Below are 24,276 nucleotides of genomic sequence, written 5' to 3' on the forward strand. Positions count from 1 at the left end.
GGATTCGATATGCGCAATACCCAGAACCTCAGTATTATTCGTTCAGAACCGCCTCCGGCGATCGGCGACGAGACCACCTGGTCTCTGTCGGGCGCTGCCGTGGGCTTTATTTCATGGCTGCTGGCGCTGGGTATTCCCTTCCTTCTCTATGGCAGTAATACGCTCTTCTTCCTCCTTTACACCTGGCCGTTCTTCCTGGCGTTGATGCCGGTGGCGGTAGTGGTCGGTATTGCGCTGCACTCTCTGCTCAATGGCAAGCTGCTCTATAGCGCCAGCGCGACCATCCTGACCGTCGGGCTGATGTTTGCGCTACTCTTCCTCTGGCTGTTGGGATAACCCGTTTCTGGTATGAATCAAGCATGGGTATCGGCAGCAAAAATATGGTACAGTCCCCGCGTTACGCGGCATCGTCCGCGCGCCCTGGTAGCGTACCCGGGCGAGTTTTGGGATGATGATGCCGTTTGTCAGGGGGCAGGATGGGTAAACTAACGCTGCTATTATTAGCTTTGCTGGTCTGGCTACAGTATTCGCTGTGGTTCGGTAAAAACGGCCTGCACGACTACACGCGGGTTAACGACGACGTCACCGCCCAGCAGGCGACTAACGCCAAATTAAAAGCACGCAACGATCAGCTATTTGCCGAAATTGACGACCTCAACGGCGGGCAGGAAGCGATCGAGGAGCGCGCGCGCAATGAACTCAGTATGACCCGTCCGGGCGAAACCTTCTATCGTCTGGTACCGGATGCGTCTAAACGCAACCAGGCATCGGGGCAACAGCAGAACAATCGATAACCAGGCCCAGGATAACAACATGGCAGCCACTTTTCCGGGCGTTTGCGCCGTGGTGCCGGCAGCCGGTTTTGGCCGCCGCATGCAAACGGAATGCCCGAAACAATATCTCTCAATCGGTAACAAAACGATTCTCGAACATGCGGTCGCTGCGCTGCTGGCGGATGCGCGCGTCCAGCGCGTGGTGATTGCCGTCAGCCCCGGCGATCGGCGCTTCAGCCAGCTACCGCTGGCGCAGCACCCGCAAATTACCGTCGTGGATGGCGGCGCCGAGCGCGCCGATTCCGTGCTCGCGGGCCTGAAGGCGTTGCCGGAGGCGCAGTGGGTGCTGGTGCATGACGCCGCGCGCCCCTGCCTGCATCAGGACGACCTCAGCCGCCTGCTGGCGCTCAGCGAAACCAGCCGTGTCGGGGGGATCCTCGCGGCGCCGGTGCGCGACACCATGAAGCGCGCCGAGCCGGGCAAAACCGCTATCGCCCATACCGTCGATCGCAATGACCTGTGGCATGCGCTGACCCCGCAATTTTTCCCTCGCGAGCTGCTGGTGGATTGCCTCACCCGGGCGCTGAACGAGGGGGCGACCATCACGGATGAAGCCTCGGCGCTGGAGTACTGCGGCTTCCATCCGCAGCTGGTCGCCGGTCGCGCGGATAATATTAAAGTGACGCGCCCGGAAGACCTGGCGCTGGCTGAATTTTACCTCACCCGTTCCCGACACCAGGAGAAAGCTTAATGCGAATTGGACATGGTTTTGACGTACACGCTTTTGGCGGTGAAGGCCCAATCATTATTGGCGGGGTACGCATTCCTTATGAAAAAGGGCTGCTGGCCCACTCCGACGGCGACGTCGCGCTGCATGCGCTGACCGACGCGCTGCTGGGCGCCGCGGCGCTCGGCGATATCGGCAAACTGTTCCCCGATACCGATCCGGCGTTTAAAGGCGCCGATAGCCGCGAACTGCTGCGCGAAGCGTGGCGTCGTATTCAGGCCAAAGGCTATACGCTCGGCAACGTCGACGTCACCATTATCGCCCAGGCGCCGAAGATGCTGCCGCATATTCCGCAGATGCGCGTCTTTATCGCTGAAGATCTCGGCTGCCATATGGACGACGTCAACGTGAAAGCGACCACCACCGAGAAGCTGGGCTTCACCGGCCGTGGGGAAGGGATCGCCTGCGAAGCGGTCGCGCTGCTGCGTAAGGCCGAAAAATGATCGCCTTTGACCAACTGACCTGGCTGCACGGCAAGCCGCAGAGCAGCGGACTGCTGAAAGCCAATCCGGAAGACTTTCTGGTGGTGGAAGACCTGGGCTTTGCGCCGGACGGCGAAGGCGAACATGTGCTGGTGCGGATCCTGAAAAACGGCTGCAATACGCGCTTTGTCGCCGACGCGCTGGCGAAATTCCTCAAGATCCACGCCCGTGAAGTGAGCTTCGCCGGGCAAAAGGATAAGCACGCCGTCACCGAGCAGTGGCTGTGCGCGCGGGTGCCCGGCAAAGAGATGCCGGACCTGAGCAAATTTCAGCTCGAGGGCTGCCAGGTACTGGAATATGCCCGCCATAAGCGTAAGCTGCGTTTAGGCGCGCTGAAAGGCAACCAGTTTACCGTGATCCTGCGTGAGATTAGCGATCGCCAGGACGTGGAGACGCGTCTGCAGGCCATCGCTGAACGGGGCGTACCGAACTATTTCGGCGCGCAGCGCTTTGGCATTGGCGGCAGTAATCTGCAGGGCGCGTTGCGCTGGGCGGAAAGCGACGCGCCGGTGCGCGATCGCAATAAGCGCAGTTTTTGGTTGTCGGCGGCCCGCAGTGCGTTGTTTAATCAGCAAGTCAGTATTAGATTAAAAAAAACGGAATTTAATCAGGTTGTTGATGGCGATGCGCTACAATTAGCGGGGCGTGGGAGCTGGTTTGTCGTCACACCGGAAGAACTCGAGGTTTCGCAGGCGCGGGTGCACAACCGCGAACTGATGATCACGGCTGCGCTGCCGGGCAGCGGCGACTGGGGAAGCCAGCGCGACGCTCTGGCCGCCGAGCAGGCCGCCATCGCCGAAGAAACTTCGCTGCAGGCGCTGTTGGTGCGGGAGAAAGTCGAGGCGGCGCGCCGGGCGATGCTTCTCTATCCGCAGCAGCTTAGCTGGAACTGGTGGGATGACGTAACCGTTGAACTGCGTTTCTGGCTGCCGGCGGGCAGCTTCGCCACCAGCGTGGTCAGGGAGCTTATCAATACAACGGGTGACTATGCGAATATTGCTGAGTAACGATGACGGGATCCATGCGCCGGGGATACAGACCCTGGCGAAGGCCTTAAGGGAGTTTGCCGAGGTCCAGGTTGTTGCACCCGATCGTAACCGCAGCGGAGCCTCGAATTCGCTGACGCTGGAATCATCCCTGCGTACGTTTACCTTTGAAAATGGCGACATCGCCGTCCAGATGGGCACCCCGACCGACTGTGTCTATCTCGGCGTGAACGCGCTGATGCGCCCACGTCCGGACATCGTTGTTTCCGGCATTAACGCGGGTCCCAACCTGGGCGATGACGTCATCTATTCCGGCACCGTGGCCGCAGCGATGGAAGGCCGTCATCTGGGGTTCCCCGCGCTGGCTGTGTCGCTGAACGGCTATCAACATTACGATACCGCCGCGGCGGTAACCTGCACCATTCTGCGCGCCTTAAGCCGCGAGCCGCTGCGTACCGGGCGGATCCTTAACATCAACGTGCCGGATCTCCCGCTTGATCAAATCAAGGGCATTCGCGTGACCCGCTGCGGCAACCGCCATCCTGCCGACCAGGTGATCCCGCAAAAAGATCCGCGCGGCAACACCCTGTACTGGATTGGCCCGCCGGGCGATAAGCGCGATGCCGGGCCGGGCACCGATTTTGCGGCAGTGGATGAAGGCTATGTTTCCGTGACGCCATTGCACGTCGATTTAACCGCCCATCAGGCGCATGAGGTAGTCAGCGATTGGCTGGAACGTGTCGGGGTTGACGGGCAATGGTAAGTAAACGTGTTGAAAGTTTGTTGAATCAACTGCGCACGCAGGGCATCGTCGATGAGCGTGTCCTCGAGGCGATCGCGCTGGTCCCGCGCGAAAAATTTGTTGATGAAGCCTTTGAACATAAAGCGTGGGAAAACACCGCGCTGCCGATTGGCCAGGGGCAGACCATCTCCCAGCCTTACATGGTGGCGCGGATGACCGAGCTGCTGACGCTGACGCCGGAGTCGCGCGTGCTGGAGATCGGCACTGGTTCCGGCTACCAGACGGCCATCCTGGCGCACCTGGTGCATCACGTTTGCTCGGTGGAGCGGATTAAGAGTTTACAGTGGCAGGCGCGTCGTCGCCTGAAACAACTTGATTTACATAATGTTTCAACCCGTCATGGCGATGGGTGGCAAGGTTGGCAGGCACGGGCGCCGTTTGATGCCATTATTGTGACGGCGGCGCCGCCGGAGATTCCAACCGCGCTGCTGGCGCAGCTGGATGACGATGGCGTGCTGGTGCTGCCGGTTGGCGAAGAGCATCAGTTTCTCAAACGGATCCGTCGCCGGGGCAACGAATTTATCATTGATACCGTCGAGGCCGTTCGCTTTGTTCCCCTGGTGAAGGGGGAGCTGGCCTGAGACCCGGATTATTCCAGGTTTTTTTTGCCTGACTTTAGGCGTAGGGTGGACACATTTTTCAGTGTCCTGGCCGGGCGCCGCCCGGTAAGCAAGATATTGGCAGTTAACATATTCCTGGGGGATAAATGAGCGCGGGAAGCACCAAATTTACCGTCAGCCGTATTGCGGCTCTTTCACTGGTTTCACTCTGGCTGGCCGGGTGTACCAACACCAATAATCCGCCAGCGCCGGTTAGCTCTGCCGGCGGTGCCGCCTCTTCCAGCACCAACTCCGGCATGCTGATTACGCCGCCATCCTCCGGCGTCAAGTCTGCTCCTCAGGCGCAGCCGATTCAGCCGGTACAGACCCAAACCATTCAGCCGACGCCGATGGCGCAGGAGCCGGTGCAGACGGTGAACGGTAAGATCGTTTACAACCGCAAATATGGCGATATTCCGAAAGGTAGCTATACCGGTGGCAGTACCTATACGGTAAGACGGGGAGACACGCTGTTCTATATCGCGTGGGTCACCGGCAACGATTTCCGCGACCTGGCGCAACGCAACAATGTCCCGGCCCCGTACGCGCTGAACGTGGGTCAGGTGCTGCAGGTCGGCAACGCCTCAGGCCAGCCGATCACCGGTGAAAACGCCGTTTCTCAGGCCAGCGCAAGGGCGAGCGGCGGTGCGACAGCCACCACAACTTCTGCACAAAAATCGACCGCGGTGGTTGCTTCACAACCGACTATTACGTATTCTGAATCTTCAGGTGAACAGAGTGCTACCAAGATGTTGCCTAATAATAAACCCGCGACCACGACCACAACGGTTGTCGCGCCGGTGACGGCACCAACAACGGTGAGCACAACCCAGCCGACTGCAAGCAGTACGTCAACCAGTTCGCCGATCTCATCATGGCGCTGGCCGACTGATGGCAAGGTTATCGAGAACTTTAGCGGCGCGGAAGGCGGCAATAAAGGTATCGACATTGCAGGCAGTAAGGGACAGGCTATTGTCGCGACCGCCGATGGGCGCGTCGTCTATGCCGGTAACGCACTGCGCGGCTACGGTAATCTTATTATCATCAAACACAACGATGATTACCTGAGTGCCTACGCTCATAACGATACCATGCTGGTTCGGGAGCAACAGGAAGTCAAAGCGGGGCAGAAAATCGCTACCATGGGTAGCACCGGAACCAGCTCAACAAGATTACATTTTGAAATTCGTTACAAGGGGAAATCCGTCAACCCGCTGCAGTACTTACCGCAGCGATAATTTGGCAAAGTACGGATAAGCGAAGCATCAGCTAACAGGCGCCAGGGCGGTGTCTACGCTACTCTCGCAGAGAGGGCAGGGGAAATCGTCCAGGCGTCGTTTGTTGATGTGCCGTGGAAGGTGCTTTGCTCAGGGATCACGGGTAGGAGCCACCTTTATGAGTCAGAATACGCTGAAAGTTCATGATTTAAATGAAGACGCGGAATTTGATGAGAACGGAATTGAGGTTTTCGACGAGAAGGCCTTAGTAGAAGAGGAACCCAGTGATAGCGATCTGGCTGAGGAAGAGCTACTGTCGCAAGGCGCAACACAACGCGTACTTGACGCCACTCAGCTTTATCTTGGAGAGATTGGTTATTCCCCACTGCTGACCGCGGAAGAGGAAGTCTATTTCGCGCGTCGCGCACTGCGTGGTGATGTCGCTTCACGCCGTCGCATGATTGAAAGCAACCTGCGTCTGGTGGTGAAGATTGCCCGTCGTTACAGCAATCGTGGTCTGGCGCTGCTGGATCTGATTGAAGAAGGTAACCTCGGCCTGATCCGCGCCGTTGAGAAGTTTGACCCGGAACGTGGGTTCCGTTTTTCGACTTATGCGACCTGGTGGATCCGCCAGACCATTGAACGGGCGATCATGAACCAAACCCGTACGATCCGTTTGCCGATCCACATTGTTAAAGAGCTGAACGTCTATCTGCGTACCGCGCGCGAGTTGTCCCATAAGCTGGACCACGAGCCGAGTGCGGAAGAGATTGCCGAACAGCTGGACAAACCGGTCGATGACGTCAGCCGTATGCTGCGTCTGAACGAGCGCATCACCTCCGTGGATACTCCGCTGGGTGGCGATTCAGAAAAAGCGCTGCTGGATATTCTGGCCGATGAGAAAGAGAACGGCCCGGAAGACACCACGCAGGACGATGATATGAAGCAAAGCATCGTCAAATGGCTGTTCGAACTGAACGCCAAGCAGCGTGAAGTTCTGGCGCGTCGTTTCGGTCTGCTGGGTTATGAAGCAGCCACGCTGGAAGATGTGGGCCGTGAAATTGGCCTCACCCGCGAGCGTGTGCGGCAGATCCAGGTGGAAGGTCTGCGTCGCCTGCGGGAAATTCTGCAGGGGCAGGGGCTGAATATCGAAGCGCTCTTCCGCGAATAAGATCTTTTCTCTCAAAAAGGCCCCCTCGACAGTCGGGGCCTTTTTCTTTGCGCTAGCCGAGGCGGGTTTCCTGCAGATGACGCCAGATAATTTTCCCTTCCGCTTGCTGAAAAATCGCCGTCGACCAGCGTACGTTCTCACTGCCATCCGCCAGCGTTTGGCTTTCACGGTATAGCACTGCGGCGCCGTCGTGCCACTCGCTAATGATTTTCGCCTGATCCACCACGATGTGTAATCCCGGACGGGTTGCGCCCGCATGGTGGAAAAAACGGCTCACCGCCGGGTAGTCCATCTTCTCGCCGCCCGGAGGGATCATGGTGAATTCGGCGGCAAAACGTGTCATCAGTGCCTCAGCGCTTCCTTCCCCCTGGCTTAACCAGCGTTCGATAAGGACATGGGCGTCGAGGACTTCCTGCAGATAAGGGTTCATGACTTCTCCAGAGTGGTGTGCAGGCGATGGATAATCGCCTGATTATTCAGCCGCAGGCAAAACAGCAGCGGCAACAGGGTGATGGCGGCGGCGCTAATAAACACGATTTGCCAGGCGTAGGCCGGCGGAAATCCCCTCAGCAGCAGGGCGAGCAGCGCGCTGCCGGCAAAGAAGCTGAGCTGGCGGTTCAGATTCCACAGCGCGCTGGCGTCAGGCATCTCTTCGGCAGGCGTATGCAGGAAGGCGCTGCTTTGCGCGGTGCTGCTGCATAAGCTGCCTCCTCCGCCCATCAGCGTAAAGGCCAGAATCAACAGCGCCAGCGGGCTGTGCGCATCGATCTTCAGCAGCAGCAGGATCCCCGCCGCCTGTAGCAAGCAGCCAACCATCACCAGCGGTCGTGGCCCGAAGCGGTTGAAATACCTGCCGGTAAACGTGATGGCGGCGAACGAGGCCAGCGACCAGGGCACCATCAGGGCACCGATGGCCCCCGGCGCCATCCCGGTGACGCGTTGCAGGTAGAACATCCCGACCACGTTGACGCCAATAAACATCCCCGGTACGCAGAGGTAGATCAGCATCGCGAAGCGCAGCAGAGGATCGGCCAGCAACGACAGCGGAAGAAAGCGAGTTGGGCGAACCGGGCCGGGGCTGTCGTTCAGCCATCGCACCGCCAGCACAAAGGTTAGCAGAGCCACAGGCAGGCTGGCGAAAAAGACCCAGCGCCAGCTGAAGGCCTGGACTAACAGGCCGCCGATTGCCGGCGAGCAGGCTGGTGCCAGCAGGCCGACCAGCATCACCGCCGCCGACAGTTTCGCCCGCTCATGCGGCTGAAACAGCGGCCACGTCAATGCCTGGCCAAGGGGGATTAACAGCCCGCCGCCCATCCCCTGCAGCGTCCGCCAGAAAATCAGCTCGCCGAGACTGCTGGCAAGCCCTGCCGCCAGCGCGCCGAGGCTGAACAGCCCCAGCGAGAGTAAAAACAGTCGTTTCGCCCCCCAGCGCTGACTAAGCCAGGCACTGAACGGTACGACGACCGTCAGACCGAGAATATAAGCATTGCTGACCCACGCCAGCTGAGAGACGGAAACCGTCAGCGCGCGGCTGATGGCCGGGAAGGCGATGCTGGCGATAAACATATTGATTAAATCGAGAAAAAAGCCGAACAGAAAAACGGTGGCAACGCGGTGGCGATAGGTCATGGTTCACTCCCTCAGACAGGCGGCTACTGTAAACCCGGTTCTGCGGGGGATAAATGGGGTGAATCGGGATATACTGTCTGAATATTTTTGACAATCATCCGGACGACAATGCTTAATCTTCAGCGTGTGACCATGTTTATCGCCGTGGTGGATGCCGGCAGCTTCACCCTGGCCGCTGCGGCGCTGGGGCAGACCAAGGCGGTGGTCAGTTTTAACGTACGGCAGCTGGAAAATGAACTGGGGGTGACCCTGCTGCTGCGCTCAACGCGTCGTCTGCGCCTCACCGACGCCGGGGCGCTGTTCTATCAGCGCGGGGTGGCGCTGCTGAAAGCGGCGGAAAATCTGCAGGATGAGGTGCGGGCCAGCCATACCGGCTTAAGTGGAGAGCTGCGGATCACCACCACGCCGGAGTATGGCGCGCAGGTCATCATTCCGGCGCTGGCCGCGTTTGCCCGTCGTCACCCGGCGCTGCGGGTGCGCCACGTTTCGTCCTCCCATCATGCGGACCTCATTTCAGAACGATTTGATGTGGCGATACGCCTCGGTACGCTGGCCGATTCCCGCTATCGGGCGACGAGGATAGCCAGTTTCGCGATCCTGCCCGTCGCCTCTCCGGCCTGGCTGGCAAGCCATCCGGTGCAGACGCTGTCCGATCTGGCGCAAGCCGACTGGATTATTCATGAGCGTCTGTCGGCGCCGCTGCGCTGGCAGCTGCGAACGGATCAACAGACAGAGGTGGATTTCGCCATTGCCAGCGCGCCGCGCTTTTCAGCCGACAGCGCTACGGCGCTGATGAGCTTTGCTCTGGCCGGGTGCGGCATCGCCTTGCTGCCGGCATGGCTGGTAGCCAAAAAAGTGGCGCAGCGGGGGCTGGTGCCGCTCCTGCCGGAATACCATTTCCCACAGCAAGGCGTGTATGCCCTTTATCCCGATGCGCAGCATATGCCGACCCGGGTGCGGGCGTTTATCGATTTCCTGCGTGAGAAGGTCGTTTAATTGACCGCTCAGGGCGCCATCATTTTGCGCACCAGCCGGGAGAACTGTTCGCGTTCGTCATCGCTCAGGCGGCCGAGAAACTCGTCATCGATCTCATTGCCCTGCGGAATCGAACGGTTAAGCAACGCCTCGCCTTGTTCGGTCAGATAGACAAAACGGCGGCGTTTATCGGCGGGATCGTGCTCACGGCGCACCAGGCCGCGTGCCTCCATCCGGCTGAGCATCTCCGCCAGCGTGGCCTTGGTACTGACCGCCGCTTCAATCAGCACGACCTGCTCGATACCCGGCTGCTCCGCTACCGAGCGCATCACCGCGTACTGAGGTTTAGTCAGATCCGGTAACGCTTGCTGCCAGCGGGCGGTATGTTGTTGAAAAAGCTGGCGCAGCAGGTGAAATGCTTCGTTTCGTAACTCCATGAATACTCCGTAACAAAACTGTCACCTCTATGATAGCCGTTCGTACGCCATTTTATACCCTTTCTGCGTTTTTGATTAAAAATGCGCACGTATACGAACGATCTTGTCATCGCCGTCCGGAGAGGGTAATTTAAATATAAAGTTCGTGTACGAACAAAATGAATGAGGTCTGGAATGAAACTGATTATTGGGATGACGGGGGCCACCGGGGCTCCGCTTGGGGTGGCATTGCTGCAGGCGCTACGTGATATGCCGGAGGTGGAAACCCACCTGGTGATGTCGAAGTGGGCCAAAACCACCATCGAGCTGGAAACGCCCTGGACAGCGCGCGAAGTGGCCGCGCTGGCGGACTTTTCCCACAGCCCGGCTGACCAGGCCGCCACCATTTCATCCGGTTCATTTCGTACCGACGGCATGATCGTTATTCCCTGCAGTATGAAAACGCTGGCAGGCATTCGCGCGGGCTATGCCGAAGGGCTGGTGGGCCGCGCGGCGGACGTGGTGCTCAAAGAGGGGCGCAAGCTGGTGCTGGTCCCGCGGGAAATGCCGCTCAGCACGATCCATCTGGAGAACATGCTGGCGCTGTCGCGCATGGGCGTGGCGATGGTGCCGCCGATGCCAGCTTACTACAACCACCCGGAGACGGTTGACGATATCACCAATCATATTGTGACTCGGGTGCTGGATCAGTTTGGCCTCGACTATCACAAAGCGCGCCGCTGGAGCGGCTTACGCACGGCAGAACAATTTGCACAGGAGATCGAATAATGGCTTTTGATGATTTGCGCAGCTTTTTGCAGGCGCTGGATGACCAGGGACAACTGCTAAAAATCAGTGAAGAGGTAAACGCCGAGCCCGATCTGGCGGCGGCCGCCAATGCTACCGGACGCATCGGCGACGGCGCCCCGGCACTGTGGTTCGATAATATTCGTGGCTTTACTGACGCCCGCGTGACGATGAACACCATCGGTTCGTGGCAGAACCATGCCATCTCGCTGGGCCTGCCGCCTAACACGCCGGTGAAAAAGCAGATTGATGAATTCATTCGCCGCTGGGATAAATTCCCGGTGACGCCAGAGCGCCGCGCCAACCCGGCGTGGGCGGAAAACACCGTTGATGGCGACGATATCAACCTGTTCGATATTCTGCCGCTGTTCCGCCTCAACGATGGTGACGGCGGTTTCTACCTCGACAAAGCCTGTGTCGTATCACGCGACCCGCTTGATCCTGACAACTTCGGTAAGCAAAACGTCGGTATCTACCGCATGGAAGTGAAAGGCAAGCGCAAGCTCGGCCTGCAGCCGGTGCCGATGCATGATATCGCGCTGCATCTGCATAAAGCGGAAGAGCGTGGGGAAGATCTGCCGATTGCCATCACCCTCGGTAACGACCCGATTATTACCCTGATGGGCGCCACGCCGCTGAAATACGATCAGTCGGAATATGAAATGGCTGGCGCGCTGCGCGAGAGCCCGTATCCCATCGCCACCGCGCCGCTGACCGGCTTTGATGTACCCTGGGGGTCGGAAGTGATCCTCGAAGGGGTCATTGAAGGGCGTAAGCGTGAGATCGAGGGGCCGTTCGGTGAGTTTACCGGTCACTACTCCGGTGGTCGTAACATGACGGTAGTGCGTATCGACAAAGTCTCGTATCGCAGCAAACCGATTTTTGAATCGCTCTATCTCGGTATGCCGTGGACCGAAATTGACTATCTGATGGGGCCGGCGACCTGTGTGCCGCTGTATCAGCAGCTGAAGGCCGAGTTTCCGGAAGTGCAGGCGGTCAACGCCATGTACACCCATGGTCTGCTGGCGATCATCTCCACCAAAAAACGCTATGGCGGTTTTGCCCGCGCGGTGGGCCTGCGGGCGATGACTACTCCGCACGGCCTCGGCTATGTGAAGATGGTGATCATGGTTGATGAAGATGTTGACCCGTTCAACCTGCCGCAGGTGATGTGGGCGCTCTCCTCGAAGGTTAACCCGGCGGGTGACCTGGTGCAGTTGCCGAACATGTCGGTCCTTGAACTTGACCCAGGCTCCAGCCCGGCGGGCATCACCGACAAACTGATTATCGACGCCACCACCCCGGTTGCGCCGGACCTTCGCGGCCACTACAGCCAGCCGGTGCAGGATCTGCCGGAAACCAAAGCCTGGGCTGAAAAACTGACCGCTATGCTGGCCAACCGTAAATAAGGAGAAAAAGATGATTTGTCCACGTTGCGCCGATGAAAAGATTGAAGTGATGGCGACGTCGCCGGTGAAAGGGGTCTGGACCGTGTATCAGTGCCAGCACTGTCTTTATACCTGGCGAAATACTGAGCCGCTGCGCCGCACCAGCCGCGAGCACTATCCGGAAGCGTTCCGCATGACGCAGAAAGATATTGATGAGGCACCACAGGTTCCACACGTACCGCCGCTATTGCCGGAAGATAAGCGTTAATAAAACGGGCCCGCTAAGTCGGGCCTTTTTTATATTTAGTACAATTATGGAAGCTATTTTTTCATTAAATTAAAAAATTACGTGAAGGGTTAATATGCTGGGATGACTTTGCGAGCCTGCTTCCAGATTATTATAAAATCCGTCTGATTAATGCCTTGCAGATAAATTTCACGCCCTGACGAGTATAGAATAGCGGCGGGTGCTTGAGGCTGTCTGGCCTTGAGCATGACCAGGACCCCAGACAGACGAAAGCCCCAGGAGATATTTCTATCAACTGAGGCTAGCGAATGAACACAGACAATTCAGATGTTAGTCTCTTCTTTGCAGGGAGGCAAGATATGCTGACAAAATATGCCCTTGTGGCAATCATCGTACTCTGTATTACGGTACTGGGATTTACGCTGTTGGTGCACAGCTCACTATGCGAGCTGAGTATTAAAGAGCGTAATATTGAGTTTAAAGCTGTTCTCGCTTACGAATCGAAGAAGTAGCATCCGCGCGGGGGCAACCCCGCGTATGGGTTGTCAGGACGCATCCTCTTGCACCCATTTTTTGTTTGCTAAAACGGCAGCGCTGAGCGGCGCTGCCGTTTTTCACCTTAATGGGTTGCTAGACCAGACTCTTCAGACGGTAGATCCACTCCAGCGCCTGACGCGGGGTCAGGGAGTCCGGATCAAGATTCTCCAGCGCCTCAACCGCAGGCGAGGTCTCTTCCGGGGCGGCGAGCAGCGACATCTGCGTGCCGTCGACCTGGGTCGCCGCCGCGTTGGGCGAGATGCTCTCCAGCTCGCGCAGTTTCTGCCGCGCGCGCTTGATCACCTCTTTCGGCACCCCGGCCAGCGCGGCGACCGCCAGGCCATAGCTCTTGCTGGCCGCGCCGTCCTGCACGCTGTGCATAAAGGCGATGGTGTCGCCGTGCTCCAGCGCGTCGAGGTGGACGTTGGCGACGCCTTCCATTTTCTCCGGCAGCTGAGTGAGCTCGAAGTAGTGGGTGGCGAACAGCGTCAGCGCCTTGATTTTGTTGGCCAGATTTTCCGCACAGGCCCACGCCAGCGATAGCCCGTCGTAGGTGGACGTGCCGCGGCCAATCTCATCCATCAGCACCAGGCTGTGTTCGGTGGCGTTGTGCAGAATATTGGCGGTTTCCGTCATCTCCACCATAAAGGTCGAGCGGCCGCTGGCCAGGTCATCCGCCGCGCCGACGCGGGTAAAGATGCGATCGATGGGTCCGATCTCCACCTTCTGCGCCGGGACGTAGCTGCCGATATAGGCCAGCAGCGCAATCAGCGCGGTCTGGCGCATATAGGTACTTTTACCGCCCATGTTCGGCCCGGTGATGATCAGCATCCGCCGCTGCGGCGCTAGCTGCAGCGGGTTGGCGATAAACGGCTCTTTCAGCACCTGCTCGACCACCGGATGGCGGCCTTCGCTGATGCGAATACCTGGCTTATCGCTAAAGGTCGGGCAGCAGTAGTTCAGGGTTTCCGCGCGCTCCGCCAGGTTGACCAGCACGTCCAGCTCGGCCAGCGCGCTGGCGCTGGTTTGCAGGTCGGCGAGATGCGGCAGCAGCAGGTCGAACAGTTCGTCATAAAGCTGTTTTTCCAGTGCCAGCGCTTTGCCCTTGGAGGTCAGCACCTTATCTTCGTATTCCTTCAGCTCAGGAATAATGTAGCGTTCGGCGTTCTTCAGCGTCTGGCGGCGCACGTAGTGGATCGGCGCGAGGTGGCTCTGGCCGCGGCTGATCTGGATGTAGTAGCCGTGGACGGCGTTGTAGCCGACTTTCAGGGTATCGAGGCCCAGCCGCTCGCGCTCGCGGATCTCCAGTTTATCGAGATAATCGGTGGCGCCATCGGCCAGCGCACGCCACTCGTCCAGCTCTTCGCTATAGCCCGGGGCGATGACTCCGCCGTCACGGACCAGCACCGGCGGCGCGTCAATCACCGCGCGCTCCAGCAGTTCGCGCAGTTCGGTGAACTCGCCCATTTTCTCGCGCAATTTTTGCACCGGCTGACGGTCAACGTCGGCCAGCAGCTCACGCAGCAGCGGCAACTGCTGCAGGGCATGACGCATGCGGGCTAAATCGCGTGGACGGGCGGTACGCAGCGCCAGACGCGCCAGAATACGTTCCAGATCGCCGACCTGGCGCAGCACCGGCTGCAGCTCGGTATAGCGCTCCTGTAGCGCGCCGATGGTCTGCTGGCGCTCCACCAGCACGGCGGTATCGCGGACCGGCATATGCAGCCAGCGCTTGAGCATCCGGCTGCCCATCGGCGTCACCGTACAGTCGAGTACCGAGGCCAGGGTGTTGTCGGTGCCGCCGGCCAGATTCTGGGTGATCTCGAGGTTACGGCGGGTGGCGGCATCCATAATGATGCTGTCCTGCTGGCGTTCCATGGTGATGGAACGGATGTGCGGCAGCGAGGTGCGCTGAGTGTCTTTGACATACTGCAGCAGGCAGCCGGCGGCGCACAGGCCGCGTGGGGCGTTTTCCACGCCGAAGCCGACCAGATCGCGGGTGCCGAACTGCAGGTTAAGCTGCTGGCGCGCGGTGTCGATTTCAAATTCCCACAGCGGGCGACGGCGCAGACCGCGGCGGCCCTCGATCAGCGACAATTCGGCAAAATCTTCCGCATACAGCAGTTCCGCCGGATTAGTACGCTGCAGCTCTGCCGCCATGGTTTCGCGGTCGGCCGGTTCACTCAGGCGAAAGCGCCCGGAGCTGATATCCAGCGTCGCGTAGCCAAAGCCCTTGCTGTCCTGCCAGATGGCGGCCAGCAGGTTGTCCTGGCGTTCCTGCAGCAGCGCTTCATCGCTGATGGTGCCCGGCGTAACGATACGCACCACTTTACGCTCGACCGGTCCCTTGGTGGTGGCCGGGTCGCCAATCTGCTCGCAAATGGCCACCGACTCGCCCTGGTTGACCAGTTTGGCGAGGTAGTTCTCCACCGCGTGGTGGGGGATGCCGGCCATCGGGATGGGTTCGCCCGCGGAGGCGCCGCGCTTGGTCAGCGAGATATCGAGCAGCTGCGACGCGCGTTTCGCATCGTCATAAAATAGCTCGTAAAAATCCCCCATCCGGTAAAACAGTAGAATGTCAGGATGTTGCGCCTTCAGCTTGAGATACTGCTGCATCATCGGCGTGTGGGCGTCGAGATTGTCAATTGTGCTCATGGGGTGTTATCCAGATCCCTGATTTGAAATGGCTGCGATTTTGTAGTTGTCGTCGTTATCACATGGATGAGACATAATAACGGAGATGGGCAGGTGAGGGAAACCGACGAAAGCGCGCGGCGCGATCCGGATTCCAGTTGCAGAGGGGGCGGGGTACCGTCACAGTAATTGAACCGCCGCCACGCGATCGTCTTCATACATTACGTTCGCCGTCGATGTTGTTCTGCCTTCTGGCCGCAGACCTCGTTACGACCAACGGCTTGTGGTTGCTAGTCGTAAAGCCATTTACCTGCTTTTGCTGATTCGGCAAACATTTTGATAGTTAAAGGTTTACGCGTTTTTTCTACATCTTCTCGTTTTACTTTAAACCACCGAGTTAGCATTGGAGTATTCTCCCAAGGGAAATAACACGACCATTTAACACTGGAAAGATCAACATTAAATTTTTGTTCAAATTTATTTAAAGCGTCATGCAGATCGTCGCCGGGAGCATCAAATAAGTCATAATCAAGTTCCAATGGGATTTCTTTCCAATTTTTATCTAAACGGGTTGAGATCTCATCTTTAAACAAGTCTAAAACCTGATCTTGAATGCTTTTCATTAAAAGGATGTCCATTGTATACGGTCTTTGGGGCGAGCTATTAGGTTGTATTTTTCCTGAGTTTTTCTTGAAACTTGATAAATTGAGTTTACAAGTCCTATCCAACCTAACCACGGAACATAACGGGCGATAACAGCAGCAAGACTATTCGTTTTTCTCATTCTTACACCAACGGGTGTAGGAACCCTAATACCAAATGGAGTTTTTGCATTTCTCAGAAGCATCCTTCCATATTTAGAAACAACACTTGTTCCTTTTATTGCCTCTCCTGGCTTTGTTCTGGTTTTTAGCCAAGGTTGCCCGGCGAGGATAGCGGCACCAGATTCAATACCAATGCCAAGTTCGTCACAAAATTGTTCAAGAAAAATGACATCAAAAAGTTCACCAGCCGAAAGATTGGATTGTCCGTGATAGAAATAGGTTCCATTTAGTTCTTCTGTCGTATCCATTTGCTCATCTATTATGCTGTTTGTCTTTCATTCCAGGCATCGGTGAAAATTATATTTCCGTCACAATGTTTCCAGGTGATCTTCTCATATCTAAGTTCGACAGATTCAAGATGGTTGTTGTTCTTGTCTTCTGGGGAAGCCATTGTAGGAGATATTGATACGATTCGGACGCCTTCAAGTAGCATATTGAAGTATTCCACTTCTTGACCTGCATCGCTGATTTTATACCATTTGATTTCAGCAGATTTCAGGTTCTGACCAGTAGCTACTGCTTTGTAGAGGTATGGACTGGAATAGTCGAATTCTTTAACGATGATCATTGGTGAGTGCTGACGAGTGCCGGTAGGCTTGCCAGTGGCATTATCAGTGGGAATGGAGAGATTGTGATGAAACCCTTTAAATTCGATGCTGAACTCCCTGTCTGCAACATCACAACCACCTTTGATTAGTGCCCCACCGTCGTCGTATATCCACATATTACCTGGAATAGCCATGCTTCTTCTTCCCTCTATTATCATTAGTAAGAAAACAGTGTATCGAGTTGATTAAGCGCAGTAAATAATCAATGTGTCGTTTTTGGATTAATACGGGAAATATCTTCTCTGTAATGATGGTTTATATTTAAAAATAGCTGTCGTAAATATTTCATTGGGTTATTACGCCATTGGTATAGATTTTAAATATAAATGACCCTCAATAATATAATGCAGGCAATTATTGCCAGAAAGCGTAAGCGCGGCGCGATCCGGATTCCAGTTGCGCCGCGCGGGGATTACGGCGCCAGATAAACCTGGGGGGCCGCGTTGTCCGGATGATGGCCGAGGCGGACATCCGCCCCGTACCAGCGATGGATAACCGGCTGCTGGATCACCTCCTGCGGCGTGCCTTGGGCGACGAGATTTCCCTGGTGGAGCAGCAGAATGCGGTCGGCCCACAGGGCGGCGAGGTTAAGGTCATGCAGCACCACGCAGACGTGCAGTTGCCCGCCGGCGGTGAGCCGTTTGAGCAAACGCAGCAGGTGCTGCTGATAGTAAAGATCCAGCGCCGAGGTAGGCTCATCGAGAAACAGCCAGCCCTGCGGCGCGCCGTCGCGCCACAGCTGCGCCAGACAGCGGGCCAGCTGCACCCGCTGCTGCTCGCCACCGGAGAGGCCGGGATAGCGGCGACCGGCAAGGCCATCGCAGCCGGTGACGGCCATCACCGCCGCCAGCACCGCCGGATCCGCCGTCGCGCCCCACGGTGAGCGTCCCATGGCAATGACCGTTTCCACCGTCCAGTCGGCCTGCAGGGCCGTTCGCTGCAGCATGACCGCCCGCCGGCGCGACAGCGCCTCGGGGGACCAGGCCTCCAGCGGCTTGCCTGCAAGGCGGCGGGTGCCGCTGTCCGGGGTCAGATAGCCGGTCAACAGCCGCAGCAGAGTGGATTTCCCGGCGCCGTTCGGCCCGATAAGCGCCATCATCTCGCCGCCGCGCAGTGTGACGGAGACGTTGTCGATGATCTGCCGCTGGCCGAGGCGAAGCGCCAGCCCCTGCGCGCAGTATTTGTTATTCATGCCTGGTTCTCCCGACAAAAGACCAGCCACAGAAACCAGGGGGCGCCCAGCAGGCTGGTGAGCAGACCGACCGGTATCTCCGCCGGCGCCGCCACGGTGCGGGCCAGGGTGTCGGCCAGCAGAAGCAGGATCGCGCCGGCCAGCAGCGAGCCGGGGATCAGTCCGCGATGGTCCGGTCCCAGCCACAGGCGCATCAGGTGCGGCACCACCAGGCCGATAAAGCCGATGACTCCGCTGATGGCCACCGCGGCGGCCACCAGCACCGCGCTGCACAGCAGCAGCCAGCGCTGTAGCGCCTGCACGTTGACCCCGAGATAGTGCGCCTCTTCATCGCCAAGCTGCAGCAGATTGAGGCGGGACGCTATCCACCATACCGCCAGCGCCGCCGGGATAATCAAGGTCGCGGCCACCAGCAGCGTCGGCCATTCGGCCTGGCCCAGACTGCCCATTCCCCACAGCGACAGCTGGCGCAGCTGGGCGTCATTGCTCAGCCAGGACAGGACGCCGACCAGCGCGCCGCACAGCGCGTTGATGGCGATCCCCACCAGCAGCAGGCGCGACAGCGAACCCTCCTCCGCCCGGCTGAGGATGAAAATCACCACCATCACCGCCAGGCTGCCAATAAACGCCGCCAGCATTGGCATATACAGAGCGATCAGCCCCGTAGCGGAGAACGGAAGCACCAGCCAGCTGGCCACCGCCAGCGCGGCGCCGCTGCTGATGCCCAGCAGGCCCGGGTCGGCAAGCGGGTTGCGAAACAGCCCCTGCATCACGCAACCGGAGAGGGCCAGCGCCGCGCCCACCAGCAGGGCCAGCAGCACCCGCGGCAGACGGATGGTCAGCCAGATGTGGCGCAGCATCTCATCCCCGGAAGGCAGCAGGTTGACCAGCGGCAAGCGCATGGCGCCGAGGGTGGTGGCAAACAGCGTCAGGGAGACCAGCAGCAGCGTCATCAACAGCAAACGGCGGGTGAGGGCAGGGCGCATCAGGGCAACTGCTCCGCTTTGTTTCGCAGCGTGATTATCGCCCGCGGTGTGCGCGGCCCGAAGCCGAGCAGGGCCATGTCGTCGATCGTCAGCAGCTGTTTATGACGCCCCGCCGGGGTCTGTGCCAGGCCGGGCAGTTTCCACAGCCCGGCTTCACCGCCCATCCCTTTGAGACCATCGGCGGAGATCACCACCAGATCCGCCTGGCTGGCGGCGACTCCTTCCTGCGACATGGCGCGATAGTGGTCGAAGCCCTGCATCGCGTTCTGCAGCCCGGCGGCGCGAATGGCGCCATCGGCCGCGGTGTGCTGTCCGGCCACCAGGGTATTCATTCCGCCGTGGCTGAGAATAAACAGCACCCGCTTAGCAACCGGCTGCGTGGGAATGGCGGCGATCTGCTGCTGAAGCTGCTGGCGCAGCGCGTCGCCAGCCGTTGTTTTGCCTAGCGCTTCGGCAATGACGGCCACTTTGTTATCGATCGCGGACAGACTTTCGCCGCCCGGCACGTTAACCACCTTCACCCCGCTCGCCTGTACTTTGTGTAAGACCAGCGAGGGCTGCGCCTGGGCGCTCGCTAACACCAGCTGCGGGCGTAACGCGAGGATCCCCTCGGCGTTCAGCTGCCGCAGGTAGCCGACGTCTGGCAGCTTTTGCGCCGCCGGAGGCCAGCTGCTGGTGCTGTCCCGCGCCACCAGGCTCTGTTCCGCGTCAAGGGCATAGACGATCTCAGTGACATCTCCGCCGAGGGTGACGAGCCGCTCAACGGCAGCGTGGCTCAGCAGCGGGAAAGCGATGAAGAGCAGTAACCAGCGCATCATGCGGGCAGTCCTTCACGGGTCAGACGATCTACCTGCTGGCGCCATTGCGCCTGCTCGGGGTGGCCCTCGCTGCGCTGGCCATAGAGCTGGGCAATCTGGGTGCCGTCTTTGGCGAACAGTTCGACGCTGGTGACGTGTCCGTCCGAGGTCGGCTTGCGGGTCACCCACACTTCATCGAGGCTCTCTTCGCGCAGATGCAGGGTAAAAGTGGTATTGAAGATATTTAGCCAGCCGCGCATGGGGGCCAGCTTTTCCAGGGCGCCGGTGAAGATCTGCACGCAGCCGCGATTGCCGACGAAGATCATGATTTCATTGCCCTCCTGGCGCAACGTCTCCAGCAGCGACGGTAGCGCATGGCGATCCACGCGGCAGGCGAGGTCGTCGCTCACCAGACGGAAGGCCTGCTGGCGGGAAAGCTGATATTTACGCAGCAGACCAAAGAACTGGTGAACGTCGGTCATCGCGCGCCAGTCGTTCTCCAGCGCGGCACCGTCGGCGGTGTCGGCATATTTCACCGGCTCCAGCGGGCGCAGGGCCAGCGGTGCCGGCGCCGCCACCCGATGTTCCGCGATCAGGGTGTCCCAGGCCGCCATGTCGGTCTGCGTGGTCGCATAGACTTTCAGCAGGGCGTCGCCATGGTGGTCGAAAAACTGGATGCTCTGACGACCATTATCGTTCAGATGGAAGGCGCTGGCCCACTGGCTGAGGAACAGGCGCAGATCGAGCGCGCGCGGGTTCAGCACCAGCCCGGCGTGGCCGCTGAGGTGCTGGTGCGTGAACTGGCCCACCTGCTCATGCACGGCATACTCGTTGCGGCAGATGCATTTGGTTTCGCCGACGCGCTCCAGGGCGGCAATCAGCGCCCGGGCGTCATCGCTCAGGCGCACGGCATCGTGGCCGAGGCGGGCGGCGGTCAGCTCGGCTTCGCTGATCCCCATTTCCGCGGCGATATCGCGGGCATATTTAGCGGTACTGCCCGCTTTGGTGGCCTGGTAGCGCTGCCACAGGTCGGGGTGTGCATTTGGCATAATCATATCCTTCTCGACGATGAATATCCCCGGCCGGTGGGCCGGGGGCAGGTGCGTTATTATTCGGGCAATCAGAAGTCGACGTTGACGCCCAGCTGCCAGGTGCGGCCCGGCATCACCGCCAGCGCTTTATCGTTGGCGTCCTGGTTGGTGCCGGTCTCGATATTGCGGCTGCTCAGGTAATCCCAGTATTTACGATCGGTGAGGTTGTAGACCCCGCCATTGAGGCGCACGTTTTTTGCCACCTGCCAGTACGCGGTCCAGTCCAGCATGCCGTAGCCCGGCACGCGCATATAGTCGCTGCTGGCATCGGTGATGGCGGACCCGCTGTTGCTGTAGCTTTCGCGGTTGGTGGTGGTCGCCTGTTTCCCTTTGACAAAGGTCGCCGTCAGGGCGGTGCCGTAGCGTTTCGCCGGATCGTCCCATGCCACGCCGACGATGGCTTTCATCGGCGCCACGCTGTCGAGGTCGACGTATTTATCACCGCTGTAGCTGGATTTCGATTTCCCTTCGCTATAGCCGAGGGCGAGGGTGGTGCTCAGGCCGTTCACCTGCTCAAACCAGGTGCCAAAGTTAAATTTGGTGCTGATCTCACCGCCGTAGATATAGGCTTTATCGCGGTTTTCCGCCTGATAAATGGTGTAGATGTTCGACGGCACATTCGTGAACTGGCCCGGATTATTGGCGCGGGTATAGCGGGTATAGGCGATAAAGTTCTTATAGCTGTTGTAGAACAGCGCCGTGCGCACGGTGATGCCTTCGGTGACTTCGCCCTTCAGCCCCCACTCGAGATTATCGCTGGTTTCCGTCTTCAGATCGGTATTGCCGATCAGGGCATACTGTTGGCTACCGGCGTAGCTGGAGCCGAGGTTCCAGGAGCCATACAGCTGGCTGGCGTTGGGGAACTGCGCGCCGCGCTGGTACTGCAGGTAGGTCATCAGGCGTGGGGTGAGGTCGTACTGGAAGGTCAATGATGGCAGGACCTGGGTATCGCTGTTTTTGCCGTACAGATTCGCCACCGACGATTCGCTCAGCACGCTGCTGTTGGCGGCAAGGTCGGACAGATTTTCCGGCTTAGTCGATTGATGCACCACGCGCACGCCGGGAATAATGGCGAAGTTGTGGCTATCAAGGTCGAAGTTGATCTTATCCTGGACAAAGCCGCCGAGAGTGTAGCTGCGGCTGTCTGCCTCCGGCTGCATGATCTCGCTGTAAACGCTGGGGATCGGCGACTGGCTAAACGGCCGCTGAGTTTTGGTCGTGCTGGCGTTGAAGCCGGCGCTCAGATCGTGGCGGCCCAGGGTTTTCGCCAGCGCGGTCTGCAGGCCCCAGGTGTCGGTGTCATAGTTGGAGTTCACCGTCTGCATTCTGCGGGTGACGCTGTCCGGCATATAAGTCCAGTCATGGGCTTCGGTATGCTGGTAGTAGATTTTCGTGGAGACGCTGTCGAGGTAGTCGTTCATCGGCGTCCAGTCATCCTTCAGGCTCAGGCCCCAGCGCCGGGTCTGGCTGGTCTGGTTGGCGGTGCCGATGGTGCTGTTGCCGCTGGAGTCCCAGGTATCGTAGTGGGTGTGGTTGGTTTTATGGTAATAGTCGAAGGTGCTGGTCAGTTTGTGTTCATCGTTAGGCTGCCAGATCCCGGAGGCCAGAAAAGCATCGGAGTGCCAGTTCGCCGGGTAGGCGTCGACGGTGCCGCTGTTGTTTTCGGTTTCCTGACCGTCACGGCGGCTGTAGACCAAAATGCCGCGCAGGAACTCATCGCCGCCGGCGACGGTCACCCCGTTGTGCCAGCTGCGATCCGCAGAGTCGTAACCGCTGCGGTAGCCGAAGGCGCTGGTCTTGCCCGGGCGCAGGTAATCATCCGCCGATTTCGGGCGGAAGGAGACATTCCCCCCGATAGCGCTGTTGGCCGTTTCCGTCGAGGTGGCGCCGGACTGGATATCCACGCTGCCGTACATATACGGGTCGATATAATCGCGGCCGATGCCGAAGGTGTTGAGCCCGGCGCGGCCGACGTAGCCGCGGCCGGTGGCGTTGGGTTGGGCGATACCGTCCACGTCGATGCCGACGCGGTTGCTCTCCATGCCGCGGATGTTGTAGCCGGTGTAGCCTCCGCGGTCGAAGCCGCTTTTGCCGTTGCCGGAGCCGCCGCTGGCCCCGGTGGCGCTGATGAGCGGCTCATAGCGCATGATCGAGCCGAAATCGTTAGCGCCTTTATCCTCCAGCTCCTGGGCGCTGATGCTGTGTTCGCTACCGGCTTTCTGCACCGGTGCGGGGGCGGTGACGGTCATTTGTTCCGAGGTGTCATCCACCGCCTCGCCGCTAACGGCGGAAGTGTCTGCTGCGATGGCAGAAGTCTGATAAATTGCTGCAAGCAAAGAGGTCACCAGCAGGCGTTTTTTACACCATGCTGCTGACGGAGTCGATTTGTACATAGTCGCCACGCCTTGATCGTTATTAGTATCGGCTCACGCGTTACTTCCAGAGATGCAGGTTGCTCCGTCTTTTCCGTTGCGGATGGGGTCTTACTCCATTTGTTGATTGCGAATGGTAATGATAGGTATTATCGTTTGCAACAAAATAATCATGTGTTCTTCATTTAAACTGCACTTTGTTTACAATTTGCCCTTTCAGACTTAGCGAGACGACGATGAACTCAAAAGCGGCCATCACCATCACCTACTGTTCCCAGTGCAACTGGATGCTGCGCGCCAGCTGGATGGCGCAGGAGCTGTTACATACCTTCAGCACCGACATCGCCTCGGTGACGCTGGTGCCGGGGACCGGCGGGATCTTCACTATCGATATCGACGGCCAGCAGATCTGGGAGCGCAAGCAGGATGGCGGTTTTCCGGATGCGGCCGAGCTGAAACGCCGGGTGCGCGATGTCTGCTTCCCGGATAAAGCGTTGGGGCATGTGGATAAACCAGCTAACCCGACATAATCGCCAGGGGAAATGAGCTGCGAGGTCTTATTTAAAGGTGTATTATTTATGCATCTTTTTTTGTGGGAAGGAATTTGATAGTGGGTAAACGCATCGAACGGGAAAAACTGACGATTCAGCGGATGATTGCCCTCTACCAGCGGCGCTGTCCCGAGGCGCTGGCCAATAATGATCACTATCAGGCGCTGAACGTCTACGCCGACAAGCGCCTTGATAAGTGTGTGTTTGGCGAGAATAAACCGGCCTGCAAGCAGTGTCCGGTGCACTGCTACCAGCCGGCGAAGCGCGAAGAGATGAAGCAGATTATGCGCTGGGCCGGGCCGCGGATGCTCTGGCGCCACCCGATCCTCACTATTCGCCATCTGCTGGACGACAGGCGGCCGGTGCCGGCGCTACCGGAAAAATATCGACCGAAAAAATAGCGGC

The 24,276-nt window shown here is 58.7% G+C and carries 28 protein-coding genes; 16 read left to right on the forward strand and 12 right to left on the reverse strand.

Annotation, left to right across the window (positions count from 1 at the left end):
* Window positions 1-9: 9 nt before the first annotated feature.
* From CWM57_RS07275 to rpoS, 9 genes are all read left to right on the forward strand, one after another.
* Window positions 10-336, forward strand: coding sequence for a DUF3561 family protein (locus tag CWM57_RS07275; RefSeq protein ID WP_008806224.1), 327 nt, complete (start codon window positions 10-12; stop codon window positions 334-336).
* A gap of 140 nt (window positions 337-476) precedes the next feature.
* Entirely contained in the window at window positions 477-794 is a 318-nt protein-coding gene (gene ftsB, locus CWM57_RS07280) for a cell division protein FtsB (protein ID WP_002915156.1), read from the forward strand.
* 19 nt (window positions 795-813) lie between these two features.
* Window positions 814-1,524, forward strand: coding sequence for a 2-C-methyl-D-erythritol 4-phosphate cytidylyltransferase (gene ispD / locus CWM57_RS07285; RefSeq protein ID WP_074387742.1), 711 nt, complete (start codon window positions 814-816; stop codon window positions 1,522-1,524).
* Window positions 1,524-2,003: a 2-C-methyl-D-erythritol 2,4-cyclodiphosphate synthase gene (gene ispF, locus CWM57_RS07290; protein WP_008806222.1), complete on the forward strand. Its 480-nt coding sequence runs from the start codon at window positions 1,524-1,526 to the stop codon at window positions 2,001-2,003. The genes ispD and ispF overlap by 1 nt, the downstream gene beginning before the upstream one ends.
* Window positions 2,000-3,049, forward strand: coding sequence for a tRNA pseudouridine(13) synthase TruD (truD, locus tag CWM57_RS07295; RefSeq protein WP_008806221.1), 1,050 nt, complete (start codon window positions 2,000-2,002; stop codon window positions 3,047-3,049). Before ispF ends, truD begins: the two co-directional genes overlap by 4 nt.
* Entirely contained in the window at window positions 3,030-3,791 is a 762-nt protein-coding gene (gene surE / locus CWM57_RS07300) for a 5'/3'-nucleotidase SurE (RefSeq protein WP_012540737.1), read from the forward strand. Before truD ends, surE begins: the two co-directional genes overlap by 20 nt.
* Window positions 3,785-4,411: a protein-L-isoaspartate(D-aspartate) O-methyltransferase gene (locus CWM57_RS07305; protein WP_002915108.1), complete on the forward strand. Its 627-nt coding sequence runs from the start codon at window positions 3,785-3,787 to the stop codon at window positions 4,409-4,411. Before surE ends, CWM57_RS07305 begins: the two co-directional genes overlap by 7 nt.
* Before the next feature lie 125 nt (window positions 4,412-4,536).
* Window positions 4,537-5,667 (forward strand): murein hydrolase activator NlpD, encoded by a 1,131-nt coding sequence (nlpD, locus tag CWM57_RS07310; protein WP_074387744.1) that lies wholly within the window; start codon window positions 4,537-4,539, stop codon window positions 5,665-5,667.
* 157 nt (window positions 5,668-5,824) lie between these two features.
* Complete coding sequence (gene rpoS / locus CWM57_RS07315; RefSeq protein ID WP_002915106.1) at window positions 5,825-6,817, forward strand: RNA polymerase sigma factor RpoS; 993 nt, start codon at window positions 5,825-5,827, stop codon at window positions 6,815-6,817.
* Window positions 6,818-6,869: 52 nt separating this feature from the next.
* On the opposite strand, the gene CWM57_RS07320 is transcribed toward rpoS, so the two are convergent.
* Both CWM57_RS07320 and CWM57_RS07325 read right to left on the reverse strand, forming a co-directional pair.
* The gene (locus CWM57_RS07320) at window positions 6,870-7,247 is read right to left on the reverse strand and encodes a DUF4440 domain-containing protein (protein WP_100631347.1); all 378 of its coding nucleotides are present in this window, start codon (window positions 7,245-7,247) and stop codon (window positions 6,870-6,872) included.
* Window positions 7,244-8,446 carry an MFS transporter gene (locus CWM57_RS07325; protein ID WP_100631348.1) on the reverse strand — a complete coding sequence of 401 codons (1,203 nt, stop codon included), beginning with the start codon at window positions 8,444-8,446 and terminating at the stop codon, window positions 7,244-7,246. The genes CWM57_RS07320 and CWM57_RS07325 overlap by 4 nt, the downstream gene beginning before the upstream one ends.
* A gap of 108 nt (window positions 8,447-8,554) precedes the next feature.
* Here CWM57_RS07325 and CWM57_RS07330 point away from each other — a divergent pair, with 108 nt between their 5' ends.
* The gene (locus CWM57_RS07330; protein WP_100675839.1) at window positions 8,555-9,442 is read left to right on the forward strand and encodes a LysR family transcriptional regulator; all 888 of its coding nucleotides are present in this window, start codon (window positions 8,555-8,557) and stop codon (window positions 9,440-9,442) included.
* Window positions 9,443-9,450: 8 nt separating this feature from the next.
* Here the strand turns inward: CWM57_RS07330 and CWM57_RS07335 are convergent, their stop codons facing one another.
* Window positions 9,451-9,858 carry a MarR family winged helix-turn-helix transcriptional regulator gene (locus CWM57_RS07335; RefSeq protein ID WP_061153525.1) on the reverse strand — a complete coding sequence of 136 codons (408 nt, stop codon included), beginning with the start codon at window positions 9,856-9,858 and terminating at the stop codon, window positions 9,451-9,453.
* 174 nt (window positions 9,859-10,032) lie between these two features.
* Between CWM57_RS07335 and CWM57_RS07340 the strand changes: the two genes are divergently transcribed.
* The 4 genes from CWM57_RS07340 (at window position 10,033) to CWM57_RS07360 (ending at window position 12,791) form a co-directional block, all read left to right on the forward strand.
* Window positions 10,033-10,626 (forward strand): non-oxidative hydroxyarylic acid decarboxylases subunit B, encoded by a 594-nt coding sequence (locus tag CWM57_RS07340; RefSeq protein ID WP_074387748.1) that lies wholly within the window; start codon window positions 10,033-10,035, stop codon window positions 10,624-10,626.
* Window positions 10,626-12,053, forward strand: a complete 1,428-nt coding sequence (locus CWM57_RS07345) for a non-oxidative hydroxyarylic acid decarboxylases subunit C (RefSeq protein WP_100631349.1) — start codon at window positions 10,626-10,628, stop codon at window positions 12,051-12,053. The genes CWM57_RS07340 and CWM57_RS07345 overlap by 1 nt, the downstream gene beginning before the upstream one ends.
* A 10-nt stretch (window positions 12,054-12,063) precedes the next feature.
* Window positions 12,064-12,300 carry a non-oxidative hydroxyarylic acid decarboxylases subunit D gene (locus CWM57_RS07350; RefSeq protein WP_061153527.1) on the forward strand — a complete coding sequence of 79 codons (237 nt, stop codon included), beginning with the start codon at window positions 12,064-12,066 and terminating at the stop codon, window positions 12,298-12,300.
* A 338-nt stretch (window positions 12,301-12,638) separates the two neighbouring features.
* Window positions 12,639-12,791 carry a Hok/Gef family protein gene (locus CWM57_RS07360; RefSeq protein ID WP_002915097.1) on the forward strand — a complete coding sequence of 51 codons (153 nt, stop codon included), beginning with the start codon at window positions 12,639-12,641 and terminating at the stop codon, window positions 12,789-12,791.
* 118 nt (window positions 12,792-12,909) lie between these two features.
* Here CWM57_RS07360 and mutS read toward each other — a convergent pair whose 3' ends face one another.
* The 9 genes from mutS to CWM57_RS07405 form a co-directional block, all read right to left on the reverse strand.
* Window positions 12,910-15,471: a DNA mismatch repair protein MutS gene (gene mutS / locus CWM57_RS07365; protein WP_100675840.1), complete on the reverse strand. Its 2,562-nt coding sequence runs from the start codon at window positions 15,469-15,471 to the stop codon at window positions 12,910-12,912.
* A gap of 269 nt (window positions 15,472-15,740) precedes the next feature.
* Window positions 15,741-16,088: a DUF1493 family protein gene (locus tag CWM57_RS07370; protein WP_008806210.1), complete on the reverse strand. Its 348-nt coding sequence runs from the start codon at window positions 16,086-16,088 to the stop codon at window positions 15,741-15,743.
* Window positions 16,073-16,522: an STM2901 family protein gene (locus CWM57_RS07375; protein WP_004188736.1), complete on the reverse strand. Its 450-nt coding sequence runs from the start codon at window positions 16,520-16,522 to the stop codon at window positions 16,073-16,075. The genes CWM57_RS07370 and CWM57_RS07375 overlap by 16 nt, the downstream gene beginning before the upstream one ends.
* An 11-nt stretch (window positions 16,523-16,533) precedes the next feature.
* A complete protein-coding gene (locus CWM57_RS07380; RefSeq protein WP_002915094.1) occupies window positions 16,534-17,016 on the reverse strand; it encodes an Hcp family type VI secretion system effector in 483 nt (160 codons plus the stop codon).
* A 278-nt stretch (window positions 17,017-17,294) separates the two neighbouring features.
* Window positions 17,295-18,074 carry a heme ABC transporter ATP-binding protein gene (locus CWM57_RS07385; RefSeq protein WP_100675841.1) on the reverse strand — a complete coding sequence of 260 codons (780 nt, stop codon included), beginning with the start codon at window positions 18,072-18,074 and terminating at the stop codon, window positions 17,295-17,297.
* Window positions 18,071-19,060 carry a FecCD family ABC transporter permease gene (locus CWM57_RS07390; protein WP_100675842.1) on the reverse strand — a complete coding sequence of 330 codons (990 nt, stop codon included), beginning with the start codon at window positions 19,058-19,060 and terminating at the stop codon, window positions 18,071-18,073. The genes CWM57_RS07385 and CWM57_RS07390 overlap by 4 nt, the downstream gene beginning before the upstream one ends.
* Entirely contained in the window at window positions 19,060-19,878 is an 819-nt protein-coding gene (locus CWM57_RS07395; RefSeq protein ID WP_100675843.1) for a heme/hemin ABC transporter substrate-binding protein, read from the reverse strand. Before CWM57_RS07395 ends, CWM57_RS07390 begins: the two co-directional genes overlap by 1 nt.
* The gene (locus CWM57_RS07400) at window positions 19,875-20,906 is read right to left on the reverse strand and encodes a hemin-degrading factor (RefSeq protein ID WP_100675844.1); all 1,032 of its coding nucleotides are present in this window, start codon (window positions 20,904-20,906) and stop codon (window positions 19,875-19,877) included. The genes CWM57_RS07395 and CWM57_RS07400 overlap by 4 nt, the downstream gene beginning before the upstream one ends.
* Before the next feature lie 71 nt (window positions 20,907-20,977).
* Window positions 20,978-23,341 carry a TonB-dependent receptor domain-containing protein gene (locus CWM57_RS07405; protein ID WP_100631355.1) on the reverse strand — a complete coding sequence of 788 codons (2,364 nt, stop codon included), beginning with the start codon at window positions 23,339-23,341 and terminating at the stop codon, window positions 20,978-20,980.
* Between the two features lie 215 nt (window positions 23,342-23,556).
* On the opposite strand from CWM57_RS07405, the gene CWM57_RS07410 reads away from it, so the two are divergent.
* Together CWM57_RS07410 and CWM57_RS07415 are read left to right on the forward strand one after the other, a co-directional pair.
* Window positions 23,557-23,850: a SelT/SelW/SelH family protein gene (locus CWM57_RS07410; RefSeq protein WP_072420658.1), complete on the forward strand. Its 294-nt coding sequence runs from the start codon at window positions 23,557-23,559 to the stop codon at window positions 23,848-23,850.
* Between the two features lie 77 nt (window positions 23,851-23,927).
* Complete coding sequence (locus tag CWM57_RS07415; protein ID WP_168432539.1) at window positions 23,928-24,272, forward strand: nitrous oxide-stimulated promoter family protein; 345 nt, start codon at window positions 23,928-23,930, stop codon at window positions 24,270-24,272.
* Window positions 24,273-24,276 lie beyond the last annotated feature (4 nt).

The organism is Klebsiella sp. G-Nf4, from assembly GCF_002810615.1.
In the GTDB taxonomy this organism is placed as follows: Bacteria; Pseudomonadota; Gammaproteobacteria; order Enterobacterales; family Enterobacteriaceae; genus Klebsiella; species Klebsiella variicola.

Excerpts from the sequence above, each read along its gene's own strand:
- CWM57_RS07275 (WP_008806224.1), top strand. The coding sequence starts at position 10 with ATGCGCAATACCCAGAACCTCAGTATTATTCGTTCAGAACCGCCTCCG.
- ftsB (WP_002915156.1), top strand. The coding sequence starts at position 477 with ATGGGTAAACTAACGCTGCTATTATTAGCTTTGCTGGTCTGGCTACAG.
- ispD (WP_074387742.1), top strand. The coding sequence starts at position 814 with ATGGCAGCCACTTTTCCGGGCGTTTGCGCCGTGGTGCCGGCAGCCGGT.
- ispF (WP_008806222.1), top strand. The coding sequence starts at position 1,524 with ATGCGAATTGGACATGGTTTTGACGTACACGCTTTTGGCGGTGAAGGC.
- truD (WP_008806221.1), top strand. The coding sequence starts at position 2,000 with ATGATCGCCTTTGACCAACTGACCTGGCTGCACGGCAAGCCGCAGAGC.
- surE (WP_012540737.1), top strand. The coding sequence starts at position 3,030 with ATGCGAATATTGCTGAGTAACGATGACGGGATCCATGCGCCGGGGATA.
- CWM57_RS07305 (WP_002915108.1), top strand. The coding sequence starts at position 3,785 with ATGGTAAGTAAACGTGTTGAAAGTTTGTTGAATCAACTGCGCACGCAG.
- nlpD (WP_074387744.1), top strand. The coding sequence starts at position 4,537 with ATGAGCGCGGGAAGCACCAAATTTACCGTCAGCCGTATTGCGGCTCTT.
- rpoS (WP_002915106.1), top strand. The coding sequence starts at position 5,825 with ATGAGTCAGAATACGCTGAAAGTTCATGATTTAAATGAAGACGCGGAA.
- CWM57_RS07320 (WP_100631347.1), bottom strand. The coding sequence starts at position 7,247 with ATGAACCCTTATCTGCAGGAAGTCCTCGACGCCCATGTCCTTATCGAA.
- CWM57_RS07325 (WP_100631348.1), bottom strand. The coding sequence starts at position 8,446 with ATGACCTATCGCCACCGCGTTGCCACCGTTTTTCTGTTCGGCTTTTTT.
- CWM57_RS07330 (WP_100675839.1), top strand. The coding sequence starts at position 8,555 with ATGCTTAATCTTCAGCGTGTGACCATGTTTATCGCCGTGGTGGATGCC.
- CWM57_RS07335 (WP_061153525.1), bottom strand. The coding sequence starts at position 9,858 with ATGGAGTTACGAAACGAAGCATTTCACCTGCTGCGCCAGCTTTTTCAA.
- CWM57_RS07340 (WP_074387748.1), top strand. The coding sequence starts at position 10,033 with ATGAAACTGATTATTGGGATGACGGGGGCCACCGGGGCTCCGCTTGGG.
- CWM57_RS07345 (WP_100631349.1), top strand. The coding sequence starts at position 10,626 with ATGGCTTTTGATGATTTGCGCAGCTTTTTGCAGGCGCTGGATGACCAG.
- CWM57_RS07350 (WP_061153527.1), top strand. The coding sequence starts at position 12,064 with ATGATTTGTCCACGTTGCGCCGATGAAAAGATTGAAGTGATGGCGACG.
- CWM57_RS07360 (WP_002915097.1), top strand. The coding sequence starts at position 12,639 with ATGCTGACAAAATATGCCCTTGTGGCAATCATCGTACTCTGTATTACG.
- mutS (WP_100675840.1), bottom strand. The coding sequence starts at position 15,471 with ATGAGCACAATTGACAATCTCGACGCCCACACGCCGATGATGCAGCAG.
- CWM57_RS07370 (WP_008806210.1), bottom strand. The coding sequence starts at position 16,088 with ATGGACATCCTTTTAATGAAAAGCATTCAAGATCAGGTTTTAGACTTG.
- CWM57_RS07375 (WP_004188736.1), bottom strand. The coding sequence starts at position 16,522 with ATGGATACGACAGAAGAACTAAATGGAACCTATTTCTATCACGGACAA.
- CWM57_RS07380 (WP_002915094.1), bottom strand. The coding sequence starts at position 17,016 with ATGGCTATTCCAGGTAATATGTGGATATACGACGACGGTGGGGCACTA.
- CWM57_RS07385 (WP_100675841.1), bottom strand. The coding sequence starts at position 18,074 with ATGAATAACAAATACTGCGCGCAGGGGCTGGCGCTTCGCCTCGGCCAG.
- CWM57_RS07390 (WP_100675842.1), bottom strand. The coding sequence starts at position 19,060 with ATGCGCCCTGCCCTCACCCGCCGTTTGCTGTTGATGACGCTGCTGCTG.
- CWM57_RS07395 (WP_100675843.1), bottom strand. The coding sequence starts at position 19,878 with ATGATGCGCTGGTTACTGCTCTTCATCGCTTTCCCGCTGCTGAGCCAC.
- CWM57_RS07400 (WP_100675844.1), bottom strand. The coding sequence starts at position 20,906 with ATGCCAAATGCACACCCCGACCTGTGGCAGCGCTACCAGGCCACCAAA.
- CWM57_RS07405 (WP_100631355.1), bottom strand. The coding sequence starts at position 23,341 with ATGTACAAATCGACTCCGTCAGCAGCATGGTGTAAAAAACGCCTGCTG.
- CWM57_RS07410 (WP_072420658.1), top strand. The coding sequence starts at position 23,557 with ATGAACTCAAAAGCGGCCATCACCATCACCTACTGTTCCCAGTGCAAC.